At 68.9% G+C, this 19,249-nt stretch carries 16 protein-coding genes; 7 read left to right on the forward strand and 9 right to left on the reverse strand.

The features are described from left to right. The first annotated feature begins 116 nt into the window (after positions 1–116). Positions 117–812 carry a phosphatase PAP2 family protein gene (locus MYA_RS15860; protein WP_041494238.1) on the forward strand — a complete coding sequence of 232 codons (696 nt, stop codon included), beginning with the start codon at positions 117–119 and terminating at the stop codon, positions 810–812. A 292-nt stretch (positions 813–1,104) separates the two neighbouring features. On the opposite strand, the gene MYA_RS15865 is transcribed toward MYA_RS15860, so the two are convergent. Further along, on the reverse strand, positions 1,105–2,175 hold the full coding sequence (locus MYA_RS15865; protein ID WP_011880995.1) for a rhodanese-like domain-containing protein: 1,071 nt from the start codon (positions 2,173–2,175) through the stop codon (positions 1,105–1,107). A 212-nt stretch (positions 2,176–2,387) separates the two neighbouring features. Here MYA_RS15865 and MYA_RS15870 point away from each other — a divergent pair, with 212 nt between their 5' ends. After that, complete coding sequence (locus MYA_RS15870) at positions 2,388–3,296, forward strand: HTH-type transcriptional regulator ArgP (protein WP_014724140.1); 909 nt, start codon at positions 2,388–2,390, stop codon at positions 3,294–3,296. A 105-nt stretch (positions 3,297–3,401) separates the two neighbouring features. On the opposite strand, the gene ltaE is transcribed toward MYA_RS15870, so the two are convergent. Continuing rightward, positions 3,402–4,415, reverse strand: a complete 1,014-nt coding sequence (ltaE, locus tag MYA_RS15875; protein ID WP_011880997.1) for a low-specificity L-threonine aldolase — start codon at positions 4,413–4,415, stop codon at positions 3,402–3,404. A 390-nt stretch (positions 4,416–4,805) separates the two neighbouring features. Here ltaE and MYA_RS15880 point away from each other — a divergent pair, with 390 nt between their 5' ends. Genes MYA_RS15880 through MYA_RS15890 form a run of 3 tightly spaced genes read left to right on the forward strand, consistent with a single transcriptional unit; the run spans position 4,806 to position 7,414 of the window. Next, entirely contained in the window at positions 4,806–6,227 is a 1,422-nt protein-coding gene (locus MYA_RS15880) for a cytochrome ubiquinol oxidase subunit I (RefSeq protein WP_011880998.1), read from the forward strand. 28 nt (positions 6,228–6,255) lie between these two features. Continuing rightward, on the forward strand, positions 6,256–7,263 hold the full coding sequence (gene cydB / locus MYA_RS15885) for a cytochrome d ubiquinol oxidase subunit II (RefSeq protein ID WP_011880999.1): 1,008 nt from the start codon (positions 6,256–6,258) through the stop codon (positions 7,261–7,263). Then, on the forward strand, positions 7,235–7,414 hold the full coding sequence (locus tag MYA_RS15890) for a hypothetical protein (protein ID WP_011881000.1): 180 nt from the start codon (positions 7,235–7,237) through the stop codon (positions 7,412–7,414). Before cydB ends, MYA_RS15890 begins: the two co-directional genes overlap by 29 nt. A gap of 185 nt (positions 7,415–7,599) precedes the next feature. On the opposite strand, the gene MYA_RS15895 is transcribed toward MYA_RS15890, so the two are convergent. The 5 genes from MYA_RS15895 to MYA_RS15915 form a co-directional block, all read right to left on the reverse strand. After that, positions 7,600–8,055, reverse strand: coding sequence for a TIGR00725 family protein (locus MYA_RS15895; protein WP_085954517.1), 456 nt, complete (start codon positions 8,053–8,055; stop codon positions 7,600–7,602). Positions 8,056–8,125: 70 nt separating this feature from the next. Beyond that, the gene (locus MYA_RS15900; RefSeq protein WP_034193389.1) at positions 8,126–8,956 is read right to left on the reverse strand and encodes an ABC transporter permease; all 831 of its coding nucleotides are present in this window, start codon (positions 8,954–8,956) and stop codon (positions 8,126–8,128) included. Between the two features lie 10 nt (positions 8,957–8,966). Then, positions 8,967–10,055, reverse strand: a complete 1,089-nt coding sequence (locus MYA_RS15905) for an extracellular solute-binding protein (RefSeq protein WP_014724145.1) — start codon at positions 10,053–10,055, stop codon at positions 8,967–8,969. Between the two features lie 26 nt (positions 10,056–10,081). Then, positions 10,082–11,134 (reverse strand): ABC transporter ATP-binding protein, encoded by a 1,053-nt coding sequence (locus MYA_RS15910; RefSeq protein ID WP_014724146.1) that lies wholly within the window; start codon positions 11,132–11,134, stop codon positions 10,082–10,084. 7 nt (positions 11,135–11,141) lie between these two features. After that, positions 11,142–11,993, reverse strand: a complete 852-nt coding sequence (locus tag MYA_RS15915; RefSeq protein ID WP_014724147.1) for an ABC transporter permease — start codon at positions 11,991–11,993, stop codon at positions 11,142–11,144. Positions 11,994–12,154: 161 nt separating this feature from the next. On the opposite strand from MYA_RS15915, the gene MYA_RS15920 reads away from it, so the two are divergent. After that, positions 12,155–13,051 (forward strand): LysR substrate-binding domain-containing protein, encoded by an 897-nt coding sequence (locus tag MYA_RS15920; RefSeq protein ID WP_014724148.1) that lies wholly within the window; start codon positions 12,155–12,157, stop codon positions 13,049–13,051. A gap of 108 nt (positions 13,052–13,159) precedes the next feature. Here the strand turns inward: MYA_RS15920 and MYA_RS15925 are convergent, their stop codons facing one another. After that, complete coding sequence (locus MYA_RS15925; protein WP_014724149.1) at positions 13,160–14,818, reverse strand: alkaline phosphatase family protein; 1,659 nt, start codon at positions 14,816–14,818, stop codon at positions 13,160–13,162. Between the two features lie 251 nt (positions 14,819–15,069). On the opposite strand from MYA_RS15925, the gene MYA_RS15930 reads away from it, so the two are divergent. After that, the gene (locus MYA_RS15930) at positions 15,070–15,291 is read left to right on the forward strand and encodes a hypothetical protein (RefSeq protein WP_011881008.1); all 222 of its coding nucleotides are present in this window, start codon (positions 15,070–15,072) and stop codon (positions 15,289–15,291) included. 75 nt (positions 15,292–15,366) lie between these two features. On the opposite strand, the gene MYA_RS15935 is transcribed toward MYA_RS15930, so the two are convergent. Next, positions 15,367–19,245, reverse strand: a complete 3,879-nt coding sequence (locus MYA_RS15935) for a DUF748 domain-containing protein (RefSeq protein WP_041494011.1) — start codon at positions 19,243–19,245, stop codon at positions 15,367–15,369. Between the last annotated feature and the right edge of the window lie 4 nt (positions 19,246–19,249).

Below are 19,249 nucleotides of genomic sequence, written 5' to 3' on the forward strand. Positions count from 1 at the left end.
CATTTTCTTCAACATTACCGATGACATACTTGCCCCCCGTCGTGCTCGGTTGCGAGCGCGCTTTCTGATTCCGCCGGTCGCAGCCGATGGGTTGCCGTGCCGTCGGGCCGCATGACATGAATGATTTCGACACCACGATCCAGGTCTTCCTCACGCACATCACGTTCGGGCCGCTGATGAATCACGCGATCCGCGTGATCGCCGGCCTCTATACGTTCAAGGGCTTCGTCCTGATCCCCGTGCTGTGCTGGCTATGGTTTCAGCCGGGGCCGCAGCGCGAACGGCAACGCGAGCTGGTCGTCGCGACGGTGGCGAGCGGGCTCGTCGCGCTCGCGGTCGGGCGGCTGCTCGCGAAAACGCTGCCGTTCCGCGTGCGGCCGATCTACAACCCCGAGCTGCATCTGCACTTCCCGTCCGACACGCTGCGCGCGGCCACGCTGCAAGCGTGGAGCTCATTCCCGAGCGACCACGCGATGCTGTGGATGGCGATCGCGACGGGCATCTTCATCATCGCGCGGCGCGCCGGCGTGTTCGCGCTGCTGTATGCGGTCGTGTTCATCTGCGTGCCGCGCGCGTATCTCGGCTATCACTATCCGACCGACCTGATCGCCGGCGCCGCGATCGGCATCGCGATCGCGTGGCTGCTCACGCGCGATGCGGTCCGCTCGCGCTTCGCGCCGCACGCGCTCGCCGCGATCCGGCGCTTTCCCGCGCCGGCCTATACGCTCGCGTTCCTGCTGTGCTTCGAGCTGATCACGCAGTTCGACGAACTGCTCACGCTCGCGCAGTCGGTCACGCATACGACGTTGTAACGGCGTGGTCGGCGGATGCGTTCGGTGCGGTCGTCGCGACGCGCGCGCATACGCTGTGGGCCGCGGGCGATCGCATCGCGCAGCTCGCATGGAGGTGGATGCGGTGCCGATGCCGATGCCGAGCCGGTGCCGGCGCGAGTAAGGCTGCGTCCACGTGCGTCAGTCGCGATCGGACGCGCCGAGCGGAAAGGACGCACGATACGATCGTGCTTCATCAACCGCGCATGCAAACGACGAACGCGCAAGCAACCGCGTGCGCGTCCGGCCAATTCGACATCGGCCCGCGATGTTTTTACGCTCGCCCGTCCGCCACGATGCGCCCTTCGCTGCGCCAGCGCAGCATCCCGCCGCCGAGGTTCGCCACCGCGTCGAAACCGGCCTTTCGCAGGATCACGGTCGCCTGCGCGGAGCGGCCGCCCGCGCGGCACACGGTCACGATCGGCCGCGTGTGCTCGAGCTCGCCGGTGCGCGCGGCGAGTTCGCCGAGCGGAATCGGCGTCGCGCCCGGCAGATGGCCGAGCGGGCCGGTGAATTCGTCCGGTTCGCGCACGTCGACGACCTGCACCGTGCGCAGATGATCTTCGAGCCACTGCGGATCGATTTCCCAGAACCCGGCGAACGTGTAGACGAGCGGCGCCCAATCCGGCGCGGCCTGCACATCGGGCGCGTTCGCGGCGACGCCGCACTGCAGGTTCGCGGGCACCGCGACGTCGATCTGCCGCGGATGCGCGAGCCCGAGGTTGCGCATGTAGCCGGCGAAATCGTCTTCGCTGAGATCGCCGCCGAGGCGCGGGTTGAAGCGCCGCTCCTCGCCGACGCTCGTCACCGTCAGTCCGCGGTAGTCGTGCGCCGGATACAGCAGGCACGCGGCCGGCAGCGTGAACAGCCGGCCGTGCACCGCGCGATACAGCGCACGCGGGTCGCCCTGCTGGAAATCGGTGCGGCCGGTGCCGCGAATCAGCAGGCAATCGCCGGTGAAGGCCATCGATTCGTCGTCGAGCACGAGGCTGATGCAGCCGCTCGTATGGCCGGGCGTCGCTCGCACGGTCAGGTAGCGGCCGCCGAACCGGCAGCGCTCGCCGTCGTTCAGATAGCGGTCGGCGCCTTGCGCGCCGCTCGCGGCCGAGATCGCGATCGTGCTGCCGGCGCGCTGCTTGAGCAGCCACGCGCCCGTCACGTGATCGGCGTGCACGTGCGTATCGATCGTCGCGACGAGCCGCAGCCCGAGCTCGTCGACGAGCGCCGCGTCGCGACGCACCTGTTCGAACACGGGATCGATCAGCAGCGCTTCGCGCGATGCCGGGTCGGCGAGCAGATAGGTGTAGGTCGACGATTGCGGGTCGAACAGTTGGCGGAAGATCATGGCGATGTTGCTCCGTCGGCGGAGTGTGGCGGTCGCGCGGAAGGCGGCATGGATGCCGCCGATGCGGGGCGATATGCGCACGTGTACCCACAAGCGTAGTGCAAAACGCGGCGGCCATTGGCGGCTTCGTACGGGAGACGCGTGACGCTGCGGGCAGTCGCATGCGGCCTTACACTGGCGGGCCTCATCTCACGTCACCGGAGTTGCGTCGCATGTCTCTGACGATCGACCCCAAGCAGGCCGCCGCGCTGCTCGCCGTCGCCGACACCGGCAGCTTCGAGCAGGCCGCCGGCCGGCTGCACGTGACCGCATCGGCCGTCACGCAGCGCGTGCGCGCACTCGAGGTGAGCCTCGGCACGCCGCTCGTGCTGCGCACGCGCCCGTGCCGGCCGACGATTGCCGGCCAGCGCGTGCTGCAGCATCTGCGCCGCGTGGCGCTGCTGCAAGCCGACCTGCAAAGCACGCTCGCGGCCGAGCGCGCATCGCCGATCTCGGTCACGATCGCGCTGAACTCCGACAGCCTCGGCACGTGGTTCCTGCCCGCGCTGACGTCGGTGCTGGCCGGCGAGCGCATCCTGTTCGAGCTGATCGTCGAGGATCAGGACCACACGTTCGCGCTGCTCGAAAGCGGCATGGCCGTCGGCTGCGTGACGACCGAGTCGAAGCCGATGCGCGGCTGCGTCGCGACGCCGCTCGGCACGATGCGCTATCGGCTGCTCGCGGCGGCCGCGTTCGCCGCGCGGTGGTTTCCGCGCGGGCTGAACCGCGCGAGCGCGCGCGCGGCGCCCGTCGTCGCGTATTCGCGCCGCGACACGCTGCAGTCCACGTTTTTGAGGGAGAAGCTCGGGCTGCCCGACGGCGCGTATCCGTGCCACTACGTGCCGGGCACGCACGCCCACTTCGCGGCAGTCAGGCACGCGCTCGGCTATGCGATGGTGCCCGAGCCGCTGCTCGGCGGTGTGCCGCTCGACGCCCAGGGTCTCGTCGACCTCGCGCCCGCGCATCCGACCGACATCACGCTGTACTGGCACGCGTGGACGGTGCAGTCGCCGACGATGGCGTCGCTGTCCGCGCGGGTCGTCGAAGCGGCGCGCCGTTTGCTCGCGCCGCTGGCGGATTGAGACCAGGTGGGGCCACGTGCGCATCGCACTCTGCACCGCGTGATCCGTGTAATCGGCCCAACCGACGCAACCAACGCAATCGGCCGAACTGCCCCACCCATCCGGTTACCCGCGACGCTTCGCGAAATACGCGCGCACTGCGTCAACGAAGGTACCGATATCCGCCCGCGACACGTCGCAGTGCGTGACGAAGCGCGACGCGTACAGCATCTGCGTCAGAATCCCGTGCTCCTTGAGCCACGCCTCGAGCGGCGCGCAGTCGGCTTCGGGGAATTGCGCGAACACCATGTTGGTCGCCTGCGACGTCACCTTCACCGGCTCGATGCGCGCGAGGCCCTCGGCGAGGTGCGCGGCATTCGCGTGATCGTCGGCGAGCCGCTCGACGTTGTGATCGAGCGCGTACAGGCACGCGGCCGCGAGGATGCCCGACTGCCGCATCCCGCCGCCCAGCACCTTGCGCCAGCGCTGCGCGCGCTCGAGCAGCGCGCGGCTGCCGACCAGCACCGAACCGACCGGCGCGCCGAGCCCTTTCGAGAAACAGATCGACACGGTATCGAAGCCCTCGCACAGCTCGGCGAGCGAGCGCCCCGACGCGACGGCCGCGTTGCACACGCGCGCGCCGTCGAGGTGGGTGGCGAGCCCGCGGCTGCGCGCGAGCGCGACGGCTTCGCGCACATAGCCTTCCGGCAGCACCTTGCCGCCGATCGTGTTCTCGAGCGCGAGCAGGCGCGTGCGCGCGAAGTGATTGTCGAGCGGCTTGATCGCTGCGGCGATCTTCTCGAGCGGCAGCGTGCCGTCGGGCGCGTTCTCGAGCGGTTGCGGCTGGATGCTGCCGAGCACCGCCGCGCCGCCGCCCTCGTACTTGTAGGTGTGCGCGAGCTGACCGACGATGTATTCGTCGCCGCGCTCGCAATGCGCCATCAAGGCAGCGAGGTTGCTCTGCGTGCCGCTCGGGAAGAACAGGCCGGCTTCCTTGCCCGCGCGCTCGGCCGTGACGGCCTGCAGGCGCAGCACGGTCGGGTCGTCGCCCCACACGTCGTCGCCGACTTCGGCGGCAGTCATGGCGGCCAGCATCGGCTGGCTCGGACGCGTCACGGTATCGCTGCGTAAATCGATCATCTTCGTGCCCTGTGTGAAAGCGGACCGGAACCGAGACGCCCGGCCCTGCCGAAACGAGACTCAGAGTGTACGCAATTCATGCGACGCACGCCGCAGCCGCGCACGCAGCGGCGTGTTGACGCACGACAGGCGATCCGCATGATGCGTCGCGCCATATTGCCGCACGTGCGACCGACCGCCGCGCAGCCGTCGCATGCGCCGCGCATCGCGTTGTTGATACGAATCAACGATTTATCTCGAAAACGGGCGCGACGCGCTGGACATCTGCGACGAGTTGGCACATTTCGCGGCGCAGCATCGGGGCAGATACTCCAGCCAACCCCGCCGCCCTCGACGGTTCGGGGGCCGCCGGCACCCGCCGGCGGGTATCGTCAGCCTCGGTCAACTGGTATGAACACCGCATTTTCGGCCTTCGATCTGGCCCGCCTGCAATTCGCGTTCACCGTCTCCTTCCACATCGTGTTCCCGGCGCTGAGCATCGGCCTCGCCAGCTTCATCGCCGTGCTCGAATATCGCTGGCTGAAGACGGGCAAGTCTTACTACAAAACCCTGTGTCTGTTCTGGTCGAAGATCTTCGCGGTCGCGTTCGGGATGGGCGTCGTCTCCGGCGTCGTGATGAGCTACCAGTTCGGCACGAACTGGTCGGGCTTCTCGAGCTTCGCCGGCTCCGTCACCGGCCCGCTGCTGATGTACGAGGTCATGACCGCGTTCTTCCTCGAAGCGGGCTTCCTCGGCATCATGCTGTTCGGCTGGAATCGCGTCAGCCCGCGCGCGCACTTCGGCGCGACGCTGATGGTCGCGATCGGCACGCTGATCTCCACCTTCTGGATCCTCGCGTCGAACAGCTGGATGCAGACGCCGCAGGGCTTCGAGATCGTCGACGGCCGCATCGTGCCGACCGACTGGCTCGCGATCATCTTCAACCCGTCGTTCCCGTACCGCCTGCTGCACATGGCGATCGCCGCGTTCATCGTCGCGGCGCTGGTCGTGGCCGCGACGGGCGCATGGCATCTGCTGAAGGGCCGTCGCGACCGCGGCGTGAAGAAGATGTTCTCGATGGCGCTGTGGCTGCTGCTCGTGCTCGCGCCGCTGCAAGCCGTGATCGGCGACCAGCACGGGATCAACACGCTGAAGCACCAGCCCGCGAAGATCGCCGCGATCGAAGGGCTGTGGGACACCGAAAAGGGCGGCACGGCGCTCAACCTGTTCGGCATTCCGGACATGAAGGCCGAAACGACGCGCTACGCGGTGAAGGTTCCGCATCTCGGCAGCCTGATCCTCACGCATAGCTGGGACGGCGAAATCCGCGGGTTGAAGGACTTCCCGCCGCAAGACCGCCCGAATTCGACGATCGTGTTCTGGAGCTTCCGGATCATGGTCGGCATCGGCTTCGCGATGATCGGCCTCGCCGTGCTCGCGTGGCTGCTGCGCCGCCGCGGCAGCCTGTACGAATCGAAGTGGTTCCACCGCTTCGCGCTGGCGATGGGCCCGACCGGCTTCGTGTCGCTGCTCGCCGGCTGGGTGACGACCGAAGCGGGCCGCCAGCCCTGGGTCGTGTACGGCGTGATGCGCACCGCGCAGGCCGTGTCGCCGCTGACGCTGCAGCAGGTCAGCCTGTCGATGATGACCTTCGTGATCGTCTACTTCCTCGTGTTCGGCACCGGCATGTACTACATCCTGAAGCTGATGAAGGCCGGCCCCGCGCTGCCCGACGCGACGCACGACGCGAACCACGACGCGCCCGGCTCGCGCCGCGATCACACCGCGCGCCGCCCGATGTCGGCGGTCGACGAACTGATCGAGACCGTCTGAGCCCTCTTCTGAGCAAACGAGAAAACCTATGGACGTCACCGTAATCTGGGCCGCGATCATCGCATTGGGGCTCTTCATGTACGTCGTGCTCGACGGCTTCGACCTCGGCATCGGCATCGTCTTCCCGTTCTTCCCGGACGAGAAGGAGCGCGACCTGATGATGAACACCGTCGCGCCCGTGTGGGACGGCAACGAGACGTGGCTGGTGCTCGGCGGCGCCGGGCTGTTCGCGGTGTTCCCGGTCGTGTATGCGACGGTGCTGTCGGCGCTCTACCTGCCGCTGATCTTCATGCTGGTGTGCCTGATCTTCCGCGGCGTGTCGTTCGAGATCCGCGCGAAGGCGCGCCGCACGAAGCATCTGTGGGACCTCGCGTTCATCGGCGGCTCGGCCGGTGCGACGCTGTTCCAGGGGATCGCGCTCGGCGCGTTCCTGCAGGGCATCAACGTGAAGAACGGCGTATTCGCCGGCGACGCGTTCGACTGGCTCACGCCGTTCAGCCTGCTGACGGGCCTCGGCCTCGTCGTCACGTATGCGCTGCTCGGCTGCTGCTGGCTCGTCGCGAAGACGGAAGGCGACCTGCAACGCCGCCTGCATCGCGTCGTGTGGCCGCTGACGGTCGTGCTGCTCGGCTTCATCGCGGTCGTCAGCCTGTGGACGCCGCTGCAGGACCCGGCGATCGCGCAGCGCTGGTTCGACACGGGGCTGTTCTGGCGCCTGCTGCCGGTGCCGTTCCTGGTCGCCGGATGCGCGGTGTGGATGCGTCGCGCGGTGCGCGACCGGCACGACATGACGCCGTTCGTGCTGGCGCTGGCGCTGGTGCTGCTCGGCTACGTCGGGCTGCTCGTCACGATGTTCCCGTATGCGATCCCGCCGACGATGACGATCTGGGAAGCCGCCGCGCCGCGTTCGAGCCAGACCTTCACGCTGGTCGGCGCAGCGATCATCCTGCCGATCATCATCGCGTACACGACGATGGGCTACTGGGTATTCCGAGGCAAGGTGCGCCATGAAGACCAGCATTACTACCACCACTGATTGCCGCGCGCGCCCGGCCGGCGCGCCGCGGCCCCGGATGCGCGGCTGGATGTGGTTCGTCGTGCTGTGGGCGGGCGGCGTGCTCGGCGCGGTCACGCTCGGCTACGCGTTCAAGCTGTTCATGAACCTGACGCTGTTTGCGGTGAAGTAAGCGGCGCGGCCTGTATCGCCTCCACACGCCTCGCGCATCCGTCGATCAACCGGCGGATGCGCGCTCCCCCCGCAACGGTACGGACCGTGCGCACCCATCGCACGATGCCGGGCTTCGATCCCGCCATGCAGAACCTGCGGCGGATGGCCTGAACCGTTGGCCCGCTGCATCCCGGCCGTGCGGCGCTACGCCGAATCGGCCAGCCACTGCGCCACGCGCGCGACGAGCCGGTCGGCGTCGTCGAAGCACTCGACGCCCGCCACCTGCGGCGCGTCGCAAATCGTGAACACCGGCTTGCCCCACTGCAAGCCGAGCGCGATTTCGGACAGCGTGCCGAGACCGCCGCCGACCGCGATCAGGCAAAGCGACGCGCGCGCCACCAGCGCGTTCCGCGTGATGCCGAGCCCGGTCGGCAGCGCGACGCTCAGATACGGATTCGCGAGCGTCGCGTCGTCTTCGGGCAGCAGCCCGATCGCACAGCCACCGGCCGCATGCGCGCCGCGCGCGGCGGCTTCCATCACGCCCTGCTTGCCGCCGCCTACGAGTGCGACGCCCGCCGTCGCCAACGCATGGGCGAGCCGCTCCGCGACGCGCATCTGCTCGTCCGTCGCTTCTCGCGGGCCGATCACGCCCACCGGCATCCGATGCCGGCGCACGCCGTTCTGCCGCTGCGCCAGCCGCGCGAGCTGCTCGCGCGCCGCCGCCGACCATTCAATGCCGCCGTTGCCGAACAAGGCCTTCCCCCAGTGCAAGAACGCAGGTGCAGATGGCGGTCAGCACGATCGACAGCACGGCCGCCTGCGAAAAATCGGTTTGCCCGTCCGACAGCTTCAGATACATCAGCAGCGGCAGGATGTTGATCTGCGTGCCGGCCAGCGCGAGCGCCGTGCCGTACGTGCCGAGCGCGATCGCGGTCACGAGGCACCAGGCGGACATGATCGACGGCCACAGCTCGCGCCACGCGACGTCGAGCCACGCCCGCCACGGCCGCGCACCGAGCGTCAGCGCCGCTTCGAGCGGCCGCCGGTCGAAATTCGCGAGGGCCGGATAGATCATCAGCGCGACCCGCGGAATCAGGTAATACGCATAGGCGAAGGCGAGCCCCGGCATCGTGTAGATCGCGCCGCCGATCGCGTTCGGATCGGCGCCCAGCGCCGCCAGCAGCATGGTGACGAAGCCCGCGCGGCCGAACGCGAGGATGAAGCCGTACGCGATCACGAGGCCGGAGAACGCGAGCGGCACGCCGAGCAGCGCCAGCGACCAGTGGCGGCGGGCCGGCGACTGGCCCGCCAGCACGAAGGCGAGCGGCACGCCCACGCCGACCGACAACGTCCCGGCGCCGACGCCCAGCGCGAGCGAGCGGGCGATCGCAGCGGCGACGAGCGGGTCGCGCAGCACCGCCGCGAACGCCCGCCCGCCGTCCGCACAGGCGGCGTCGACCAGCGCGGCGAGCGGCAGCACGAAGCACACCGCGAGCAACGCGGCCGCGGGAAGCGCGCCGAAGCGGCGCAGCACGCCGCGTTCCGGTAACGAAGCCTGCATCGCGAGCCCCTTAGTTGCCGAGCGTGGCCTGCGACCACAGCTGGTCGACCTCGGCCTTGCGCGCGGCCGCCTTCGCGACATCGAGCGGGCGAACCTGCGGCGCATTCGGCAGCTTCGCCGCGACGTCCTGCGCCACCGGCGTGCCGGGCACGGCCGGACGCACGTAACCCTGCGCGAACAGCGCCTGGCCGACGTCGCTCATCACGAGGTTGAGCCACAGCTGCGCGGCGGACGGATTCGGCCCGTTCTTCACGAGACTCATCGCATACGGCGCCGACACGCTGCCGTCCTGCGGAATCACGACGTCGGCCGCGTCGCCCATCCCGTCCGCATACTTCGCCTTCAGGCCGTCGTTCTCGTAGCCGATCAGGATCGGGATCTCGCCCTTCACGAACTTCGCATACGGCGTCGTGCCTTCGACGCGCAGCACGTTGCCCGCGCGCTTGAGCTTGCCGAAGAATTCGGCGCCCGGTTTCGGATTGTCGACGCTGCCGCCGTTCGCATACGCGGCCGCGAACACCGCGACCTGGCCCTGCCCGGTCGAACGCGGGTCGAGATAGACCACGGCGTTGCGGTACTCGGGCTTCAGCAGGTCGGACCAGCGCTGCGGCACGTCCTTCACGAGCTTCCGGTTGACGAGGAACGCGATGTTCAGCGAATGCACGGCGAACCAGCGGCCGTCGGCCGCGCGGAACACGCCCGGCAGCTTGTCGAAGTTGATCGGCCGGAACGGCGCGACGACGTCCTTGGCCGCGGCGTCGAGCGCCGACGCCGCGAAGTAGTACGCGGTATCGGCCTGCGGACGGCGGCGCGACTTGTCCAGCGCGACGACGGTGGCGGCGGAGCCGATGTCGTTGTACGTGATTTCGACCTTCGGGTAGCGCTTGCGGAATTCGGCGAACAGCGCCTTCCAGTTCGCCCATTCGGGGCCTGTGTCGAACGACACGACGAGCCCTTCGTCGGCGGCCTTCGCATACAGCGCGTCCTCGCCCGGATACAGCGGCGCCGCATGCGCAGCCGCGCAGGAAAGCGCCGCGAGCGCGCACAGTGCGAGCACGCGCGCACGCATGCCTTTCACGAAAAGGGAACCTGCAGACATGGTGAATCTCCGTTGAACGAAAGGGGTCATGGCGCGTCCGGCGACGCCGGCAGCACGGGCAACACGAGCAAATGGCGCGGATCGATCGCGATGCTGCGGGCGGCGGGCTCGCGCCCCTCGCACAGCAACGGGTCGGACGATCCGTGCGGATGAAAGTCGTAGCGCTGCGTCGCGCCGAGGTAGCGCACGTGGCCGGGACGGCCGTCGAGCCGGTTCACCGTGTGCGTCGGCGGATCCGCCTGCACGTGCTCGGGCCGCACCAGCACCGCGATTTCGGCGCCGGGCCGGTGCGCGCCCGTGTCCGCGTGCAGCGTCGCGAAGCGCACGTCGACGGCGCCGTGCGCGAGCACACGGCCGGGCAGCAGCGTCGAATGCCCGACGAAGCGCGCGACCTGCGCGCTCGCGGGACGCTCGTACAGGTCGCGCGGCGTGCCGGCCTGCAGCACGCGGCCGCCGTCGACGATCGCGACGCGATCCGCCATGCTCAGCGCCTCGTCCTGGTCGTGCGTGACGAACAGCGTCGTCGCGCCGCACGCGCGCTGCAGCATGCGGATCTCGTCGCGCAGCTGGTGGCGGATGCCGGCATCGAGCGCGGCGAGCGGCTCGTCGAGCAACAGCAGCTTCGGCTCGATCACGAGCGCGCGCGCCAGCGCGACGCGCTGCTGCTGCCCGCCCGAAAGCATCGCCACGCCACGCGTCGCATGCACGGCCAGGCCGACCCGCTCGAGCATGTCCAGCGCGCGCTGGCGCCGCGCACCGGCCGCGACGCCGCGCATCCGCAGCCCGTACGCGACGTTGTCGACGACCGACAGGTTCGGAAACAACGCGTAGTGCTGAAACACCATCCCGACTTCGCGCCGCCATACGGGCACGCCGGCGACGTCGTCGCCGCCGATCGCAATGCGGCCGCGCCAGCCGTCGAGCAGGCCGGCGGCGAGCCGCAGCAGCGTCGACTTGCCGGAGCCGCTGCGCCCCATCACCGCGAGCAGTTCGCCCTGGGCGGCGGACAGCGTGACGCCGTCGATGCCGTGACGCGCACCGGGATACTGGAAACTGACGTGTTCGAATTCGAGGCTCATGGCTGATTCACTTCAGGCGTTGCATGGTGCTGGTGGACACGAGCGTCGCGAGCACGGCGAGGACGAGCAGCACGACGGTCGCCGCGCAGGCCATCCCCGTCGCGCCGTAGAACGCCTGCAGCAGCACGATGGGATAGTTCCGGTAGCGAAAACCGGCGATCAGGTTCGAGATCTGGAATTCGCCGATCGACAGCGCGGCCACCATCACCAGACCGGAAAACAGGCTGTGCCGCAGGTTCGGCAGCACGATCGTGAAGAACTGGCGCAGCGGCGTCGCGCCGAGCGTCGCCGCGCAGGCCTCGAGACGCGCAAGCCCGAGATGCCGCAAATCGCTCAGCAGCGTCTGCAGCAGATACGGCAGCGTCAATACCGCATGCGCGGCGATCATCAGCGGCAGCGTGCCGAGCCAGGGCAGCGTGTCGCCGCTGAAGATCACGATGTAGCCGAAACCGAGCGTGAGCGCCGGCACGGCGATCGGCATCAGCATCACGATGCGCGTCGCGAGGCCGCCGCCGGCCTGCGCGCGATGATGCAGCGCATACGCGAGCGGCAGCCCGATCGTCGCGTTGAGCGCGCAGCAGGCCAGCGCGACCATCAGGCTGACGCCGAACGCTCGCGTGAAGCCCCGGTTCGCGGCCAGATCGGTGAACCAGTGCGCGGTGAAGCCGGCGGGCAGCAGCGTATTGGTCCACGACTGGCCGACCGAGCCGACCAGCAGCAACGCGATCGGCAACAGCAGGTAGAGGCCGAACGCGGCGACGAGTGCCTGCAGCAACAGCCGGCCGATGCGGGGGCGCGCCGCTTTGCTACGACGAATCGGAACACCGTCGGCCAATGCCGGGACGGATGACGGATGCATGACACACTCGCTGACGATGGGGGAGGACCGCGCGCAATGCCCGTCGGAACGGGCTCGTGGGCGTTGTCGGAACCCGCGCAGTGTGCGGATTCGACATGGCACCGTCATGAAAAAAACGTACAAAGACGGCATCGATCCATGCGAGAACGGAACAGCAGCCGATGAAACACCTGTATCCGAACGTCGCGGAACTGCACGCATTCGTCGCGTCGGCGAAATACCTGAACTTCTCGTACGCGGCACGCGAGCTGGGCCTGACGCCCAGCGCGGTCAGCCGGCAGATCGCCAGCCTCGAGGCGCTGTTCGGCGTGAAGCTGTTCGTGCGCGAAGGACGCGGCCTCACGCTCACCCGCGCGGGCGAGGTGTATCACGCACGCGTCGTCGCGCCGCTGCGCGAGATCGGCAATGCGTCGATCGAGCTGCTGAGCGCCCGCGAGAACCGCGACCTGCTGACGATCGCGAGCGTCCCGACGTTTACGACCAAGTGGCTGCTGCCGCGGCTCACGCGCTTTCTCGCCGGCGCGCCGGGCGTCACGCTCGGCTTTCGCCGCCATCTCGCGCCGGGCGACCCGTTTCCGTTCGGGCTCGATGCGGCGATCCGCTATGGCGACGGCGCATGGGAAGGCGTACGAAGCGACTATCTCGACGGCCGGACCTTCGTGCCAGTCTGCACGCGCGAATTCGCGGAGCGGCATGCGCTGCGCGGCCCCGCCGACGTCGCGACGGCGCCGCGCCTGGTGCACGAACAGGCGGAGAGCGCATGGTCCGAATGGGCGCAGCGCCACCACGCGACGCGGATGAATGCGCTGGCCGGCGCCCGCTTCGAACAGTATTCGGTGCTGATCCAGGCCGTCCAGGCCGGGCTCGGGATCGCCCTGGTGCCGCGCTTCCTGATTCTCGACAATCTCGCGGCCGGCACGCTGATCGAGCCGTTCGACGCCCCGGTCGACCTGGACGCGCAGGGGCACTATCTCTGCTACGCGCCCGAACGCCTCGCGACCAGCGACGCGCTGCGGCGTTTCCGCGAGTGGATGCTCGACGAAGCGACGCAGGGTTGAGCGACGGCGAGCGCCGGAGCGGTCGCCATCGGCGTCCGGGCGACCGGACGCGGGCCGGCGTATCCGGTGCCGGACGCCGCGCGACGGCGGCATCCGGCCCGCGCAAGGTCAGCGATCGATACCGAGCCCCGGCAGCACGCGCGTATTCTCGGCGACGACCGCGTGCAGCAGCTTCGGATCGGCGCCGAGCAGCCCTAGGATCGTCGGCGCGACCTGCTTCGTGCCGACCAGATCGCTCACGCTGCGCGCGCGCTTCAGGCCCGGATACGACACCAGCAGCGCGAGATGGCTGTCGTCCGGCGCGTTGCCGCCATGCTCCTCGTCCTTCTTCGTGCTCGACGTGTAGATCACGCCCGGATTCGGCTGCACGATGAGGTCCGGCGTGCGGCCGTTGGCCGGGTCGCCGAACCGCTCGGCCAGCGCCGCGCCGTACAGGATGTACGCCTGCGGGCCGTCCGCGCAGATGCCCGGCGCGTTGCAGCCGAGGTTGGCCTGCAGCGTGCGCACCACGGCCGTGCGCTGGCCGCGGTCGCGCAGCCAGATCAGGCCGACGTCGTCGGTCTGCACGAAGCCCGTGCCGGCGAGGCCCGAACCGTCGTTCGGGTTGCCCGTCGTCGTGTTGTTCTGGCCGAAGTTGCCGTTCGGATCGAGGTAATCGTTCGCTTCGAGCAGCTTCGTCAGCGTGTCGCCATTCTTCACGAGCTTGGTGCGATCGGTCGGCGACTGGCCGTGCTTCGCGGTGACGATCACGGCCGTCGACGTGTACAGGTTGCGCTGCTTCAGCTCGGCGACGATGTGGCCGATCGCGCCGTCGACGTAGGTGATCGCATTCGCGACCTGGCCGTTCGGCGTGAAGTTCGCATCGAGATAGCCGCCGCCCTTCGCGACCGGCGCCTTCTGCGCGACGCTGAGCGTCTGGAAGTTCGCGCCAAACAGCGTCGGCACCGGCGCCGTCCTGGCGCCGGTCGAATCGCGGCCGTCGATCTGGTTGATCAGCGCCTGCACGTGCAGGTTGTCGAAGCGCGCGGTGTGCGAATAAACGTCGGTGTACGGGCTGTTGGTGGCCGGGTCGATCGAGTTGATCTCGGTGCGCATCAGATCGTCGACGCCCGTGCCGGACGGGCCGTTCAGCCAGTCGTAGCCCCACGCGTGCTTGTCGGCCCACGCGGTGTACGCGTTCGGCACGCCGGCCTTGACGGCCTCGAACACCGTGTTGGTCTTCAGGTAATCGTGCGGGTAGACCGGCACGCAGCGGCCGCCGACCTTCGCGTGCGGAATCGCCTGCGGGTTGAACGCGCCGCCGCCGTCGAGGTGCACGAGCGCGCCGCCGTTCATCGCGTCGATGCCGGTCGTCTCGTCGAACACCACGTTCCAGCCCTGCTTGCCCGAGCAGGTCGTGTCGCTCGGCGCGTACAGGTTGCGGTCGTAGGACACGTCGTAGAACAGGCCGGCCGTCTTCGGCGAGCCGCCCGTCACGAGCGCGGCGAGGCCGGGGAACGAGTCCGACAGGCCGGGCGTGTACGCATTCGTATAGGTGACGCCGCTTTGCGCGAGCACCGCGAGGTTCGGACACGTGTTCGCGCCGATGCAGCGCGCGAGATCCTGCTCGTGCAGGCCGTCGACGCTGATCAGCAGCACGTGCTTCGCGACGCGCCGGCCGTGGCTGCCGTCGTCCTGCTGCGCCGCCTGGGCGCTGGCGCTCGCGAGCGCCAGCGCGCCCGCCACCATCACCGCGACGTTTCGTTGCTTGGCGAATCTGGAAATCATCACCCCACCTCATCGATTGACGTTGAACCGCATGACTTGCCGGAAGGCGCGCAAAATATGGCCGGCTCGTGCGGCGGTCCGATGAAGCGGGGCTTTCTGTTGTCTGTCAAACGTAACCAATCGCAAGCGGCATCGGACGGTCGCGATGCGCCGCGTCGGCCGCCGCGCGTGCTCGCGGCCGGATTTTTGTCGGACTTGGCGCGCGACTATTGGCGTGTAATAAAGGGTTTTCCCTGACCCGGAGCACGAGTATGTCGACCCTGGAAGCGCTCAGGTTCGTGCTGGACGATGCACGCACCCCCGAAATCATTCGCCATCACGTCGTCGACGCGCTGCAGTACGCGTTGCGCAATTACGGCCAGGTGTTCACGGCCAAGGAAGTCGAATGGCTGACGCAGTGGGACGATGCGCGCCTGCCGCTCGCCGCGAGGAAGGAACTGGACAAGCGCGAACCGGCGCTCGACGGGCGCTGACGCCGCACGGGCCGCGCCGCGCGATCGTGCGCGGCGCGGCCGCGTCGAACGACGCGCGGCCGCTTGCTTGCCGCGTTACTGCAGGCCGAAATCGACGCGCGTCGTCGCGCCCTTGTCCTCGATGCCCTTCGCATCGAGCTTCGGCGCGACGACGAACATCCGGCTCGAATCGATCTTGCCGTCGAGATACTGGCGCACCGCCTGCGCACGCTGCTGCGCGAGCGCGCGCAGCGCGTTGTCGTCGGCCGGCGCGTGATCGGCAAGCGCCTTCTTCATGTCCGCATCCGGCAACGTCTTCTGCAGGCCGACCAGGTTGCGCGGCTTCTTGAAATCGGCCGCCTTGTACGCGCGCGTCAGGTATTTGTCGTACTCGGCCGGCGCGACCTTCACCGTCATCGGGTCGACGCTCTCGCCCTGCCCGATCACGTCCTTGAGCTTCTGCTGACGAACCAGCCGGTCGACATACACGTCGCGCAGCCCCGGCGTGTCGACGGCCGGATCGACGCGGCCGATCAGGTCGAGCCGGATCGACGGCTTCTCGGTCAGCATCTTCGCGACGGTGTCGAGCTTCTTCTGCTGCGCGTCGCTGAGCGCGTACGAGCCCGGCGCGAACTCGACGTAGCCGAGATCCTCGCCGCCGCTGCCGCCGAACGCATGCGACAGCAGCGTGAACGGCGACGTCACCGCCTTCGCGATCAGGTTCAGCACCGCGCGCCAGATCAGCCCGCCGATGCTGAACTCCGGATTCGACAGCGAGCCCGACACCGGCAGGTTCACGTCGATCTCGCCGCGCGTGTTCTTCAGCAGCGAGATCGCGAGCTTCACCGGCAGCTTGGTCGCCGTGTCGTTCTCGACGTGATCGCCGAACGTCAGCTGGTCGATGAAGATATGGTTGTTCGCCTGCAGCTGGTCGTTGGCGAGCTGGTAATGCAGGTCGACGTTGAGCTTGCCCTTCGTGATCGGGTAGCCGGCGTACTTCGCCGAATACGGCGTCAGGTTCGTCAACTCGACGCCGTGCGCGGTGGCGGTGAGGTCCAGCGCCGGCTTGTCGATCAGCGGGTTCACCGAGCCCCTGATCGAGATCGGCCCGTTGCCGGCCAGGTTCGCGGCGACGTCGACCGGAGCCGACGTCGTCGAATCCGTGCCGAACGCGCCGACCGTGCCCTTGATCGCGACGAGGTTCGCCGTGTAGTTCGGCTTGATGAAGTTGTCGGTGTAGGTCACGCGGCCGTTTTGCAGCACCAGCTCGCCGAAATGCATACGCACCGGATTCTGCGGCGGCGGCGCGGCCTTCACGATCACCGTCGCCGCTGCGGCGGACGGCGCCGATGCCTGCCGCGCGGCCGCGGCCGACGCCGCCTGCGCGGCGGCCGGCGGCGTCACGCCGGGCGACAGCGGCACCGGTTCGCTCTTGCTCGCGTCGCGCGTGAGCGACTGCGCGGGGCCGGTTTCCTTCGCGACGACGTCCTTCAGGTTCAGCCGCCCCTGCGCGTCGAGCAGCACGCGGCCATAGAAGTTCGAGAACGTCACACGCGCGGCGTCGACGTCGGTGCCCTTCTCGTCGTAGTTCACTTTCAGGCTCGACAGCGCGAGCGAGCGCCAGCCGGCGAACGGGTCGGACGTCGCCTTGTCGAGCATCCGCACGTCGACCAGCGCGGCGTCGCCGTGGTAGGTCGCGCGCGGCGCGCCCTTCACTTGCGCGAACGTCAGGTTGCCCTGCGCATTGAGCAGCGCGCTCGCGATGGTCGCGTTCAGCGCGCTGCCGAAGTACGGCTCGAACGCGGCTGCGTCGAGCCGGTTGCCGTCGATCTTCAGGCCGACTTTCAGCGGCATCGCGGTGACGTCGCCCGACGCGGCGAGCGAGCCCTTGCGGTTCAGCGTCGCCTTCAGGCGCACCGGCAGCGGCTTCGTCAGGTCGTCGCTGATCTGCTGCACCGACAGCTCGAGCGGCTTGATCGCGAGCTTCACCGGGCGCGGCGTCGTCAGGTCCGTGAAGTTCGCGGACGCGTCCTTCACGTTCAGCGCGTCGATCCGGTAATGCCACGCCGGCGCGCTCGCGGCAGCCTTGCGCGCGACCGTGCGCGCCGGCACAGGCGCCGCCGGCCGGGCCGGCTCGCCGAGCGCCGCGAGGTCGATGCTGCCGTCCTTCAGACGCTGCACGTCGAGCGCGAGACCCGTCGTGTCGACGCTCGTGATGTCGGCCGTGCGCGCGCCGACGTCGATCTTCGCGATCTTCGCGCTGGCGTCGCCGAGCGCGATCGCGGGCGCCTTCGCGTCGGGCGTCGCGAGCTTCAGCGCTGTCAGGCTGACCGTGCTGTCGACGACCTGCGCGTCGAGCGGCGTCTTGCCCCAGTCGGCCTTCGCGTTGAGGTTCGCGCCCAGCGTGCCGTCGAGCACGCGCGCGCGGGTCGCATCGGCGAGGTACGGCTGCAGCGCCGGCAGCGCGAGCGCAGCGACGCTCAGCTTCGTGTCGGCCTGCTTCGCCGCGACGCTCACCGCGCCTTCGGCCTTCAGGTCGCCGCCGCGCGACAGCGACGTCGACAGCGTGTATTTCGCCGGCGTCTTGCCCTGCAGCGTGAAGCCGTCGAGCGTCGCGGCGAGCTTCGTCAGCGAGATCGCGGCCGGGGTCGCTGGCGCGCGGTCGTCGAAGTTGAGCGTGCCGCCGTCGATCGCGAAATGGCGAATCGTCAGGTCGAGCGGCGGCGCTTGCTTCGCGGTGGTGTCGGCGTTGGGGGCGGTCGGCGTGCTGGCGGCGGTGACGTTCGCGGCGGCCACGCTCGCCGTGGCGACGCTCGCGGCACCCGATGCGGCCGCGCCCGAGGCTGCGGGCTTTTCTGCTGCCGTCTTTCCTGCTGCGGGCTTGTCCGCTGCCGGCTTCGCCACGGCGGCCGGCTGGCCGCCGAGCTTCTCGACGTTCAGCACGCCCTGCCGGTCGCGCGACAGATCGACGACCGGCTGGTCGATGCGGATCTCGTCGAAATGCAGCACGTTGCGCAGCGGCTCGAGGCCCGCGGCCGCAACGTGCACGCCGCGCGCGGCGAACAGCGGCTCGGACGCGAGGCCGGTCACCTTCGCGTCGTTCAGATCGACGGTGCCCGCGACGCGCAGCGACGGCGTGTCGCCGCTCATCACGAACTTCAGCGTCAGATTGCTGCTCAGCAGGCCGCTCGTGACGACGACCGGCAGCTTCGTCGGCGCATACGAAATCAGCTTCGGCACGTCGAGCCGGTCGAACGTCAGCGTGACTTCGGATTCGCGCGACTGCGCGAACGGCTTCGTGCGGCCGTCGATCGCGATCGGGCTGCCGTCGAACCGCGCGCGCAGCTTCGGCTGCACGAAGATGTCGGTCTTCGACGGCAGCGTCGCGATGAACGGGATGCCGAGCGTCCAGTTGTCGACCACGTGCCGCTCGTTCAGCAGGCGGTCGTCGAAATCGATGCGGCCGTCGTTGACCTGGATGTTCGACACCGAGAACAGCGTCGGCTTGCTGGCCGGCTGCGACGGCGTCGAGAACTTCTCGATCAGGTCGGTGAAGTTCAGGCGCTGCGCGTCGTAGCGGACGATGTGAAAGCGCGGCGAGTCGACGCGCAGTTCGTTGACGATCGGCGCACCGCGCAGCAGCGACGTCCACGACGGCCGCACCACCAGCTTGCCAATGTCGATGAAGTCGCCGCGGCCGCCGCGCTCGCCGATATGCACGCCATCGGCTTCGAGGTTCAGCGTGTACGGGTTCAGCGCGATGCGCCGAATCGTCGACGGCCGGTCGAGTTGCTTGCTCAGTTGCTGTTCGGCGAGATGGCGGATCAGCGGCGGCGCGGCGAAGAAACCCAGCAGCCCGAACACGATGACGAAGATCAGCACGCCGATGCCGATGCGCCGGGTCCGACGCAAGCGTGCAATGCCGCCGAGGGCATGGAGGGTCGAGGGTACGGTTTTCTTGTCTGCGCTTGCCATGCTT

The sequence above is a fragment of the Burkholderia sp. KJ006 genome (genome assembly GCF_000262695.1).
Classification (GTDB): domain Bacteria; phylum Pseudomonadota; class Gammaproteobacteria; order Burkholderiales; family Burkholderiaceae; genus Burkholderia; species Burkholderia vietnamiensis.

Excerpts from the sequence above, each read along its gene's own strand:
- MYA_RS15860 (WP_041494238.1), top strand. The coding sequence starts at position 117 with ATGAATGATTTCGACACCACGATCCAGGTCTTCCTCACGCACATCACG.
- MYA_RS15865 (WP_011880995.1), bottom strand. The coding sequence starts at position 2,175 with ATGATCTTCCGCCAACTGTTCGACCCGCAATCGTCGACCTACACCTAT.
- MYA_RS15870 (WP_014724140.1), top strand. The coding sequence starts at position 2,388 with ATGTCTCTGACGATCGACCCCAAGCAGGCCGCCGCGCTGCTCGCCGTC.
- ltaE (WP_011880997.1), bottom strand. The coding sequence starts at position 4,415 with ATGATCGATTTACGCAGCGATACCGTGACGCGTCCGAGCCAGCCGATG.
- MYA_RS15880 (WP_011880998.1), top strand. The coding sequence starts at position 4,806 with ATGAACACCGCATTTTCGGCCTTCGATCTGGCCCGCCTGCAATTCGCG.
- cydB (WP_011880999.1), top strand. The coding sequence starts at position 6,256 with ATGGACGTCACCGTAATCTGGGCCGCGATCATCGCATTGGGGCTCTTC.
- MYA_RS15890 (WP_011881000.1), top strand. The coding sequence starts at position 7,235 with ATGAAGACCAGCATTACTACCACCACTGATTGCCGCGCGCGCCCGGCC.
- MYA_RS15895 (WP_085954517.1), bottom strand. The coding sequence starts at position 8,055 with ATGCCGGTGGGCGTGATCGGCCCGCGAGAAGCGACGGACGAGCAGATG.
- MYA_RS15900 (WP_034193389.1), bottom strand. The coding sequence starts at position 8,956 with ATGCAGGCTTCGTTACCGGAACGCGGCGTGCTGCGCCGCTTCGGCGCG.
- MYA_RS15905 (WP_014724145.1), bottom strand. The coding sequence starts at position 10,055 with ATGTCTGCAGGTTCCCTTTTCGTGAAAGGCATGCGTGCGCGCGTGCTC.
- MYA_RS15910 (WP_014724146.1), bottom strand. The coding sequence starts at position 11,134 with ATGAGCCTCGAATTCGAACACGTCAGTTTCCAGTATCCCGGTGCGCGT.
- MYA_RS15915 (WP_014724147.1), bottom strand. The coding sequence starts at position 11,993 with ATGCATCCGTCATCCGTCCCGGCATTGGCCGACGGTGTTCCGATTCGT.
- MYA_RS15920 (WP_014724148.1), top strand. The coding sequence starts at position 12,155 with ATGAAACACCTGTATCCGAACGTCGCGGAACTGCACGCATTCGTCGCG.
- MYA_RS15925 (WP_014724149.1), bottom strand. The coding sequence starts at position 14,818 with ATGATTTCCAGATTCGCCAAGCAACGAAACGTCGCGGTGATGGTGGCG.
- MYA_RS15930 (WP_011881008.1), top strand. The coding sequence starts at position 15,070 with ATGTCGACCCTGGAAGCGCTCAGGTTCGTGCTGGACGATGCACGCACC.
- MYA_RS15935 (WP_041494011.1), bottom strand. The coding sequence starts at position 19,245 with ATGGCAAGCGCAGACAAGAAAACCGTACCCTCGACCCTCCATGCCCTC.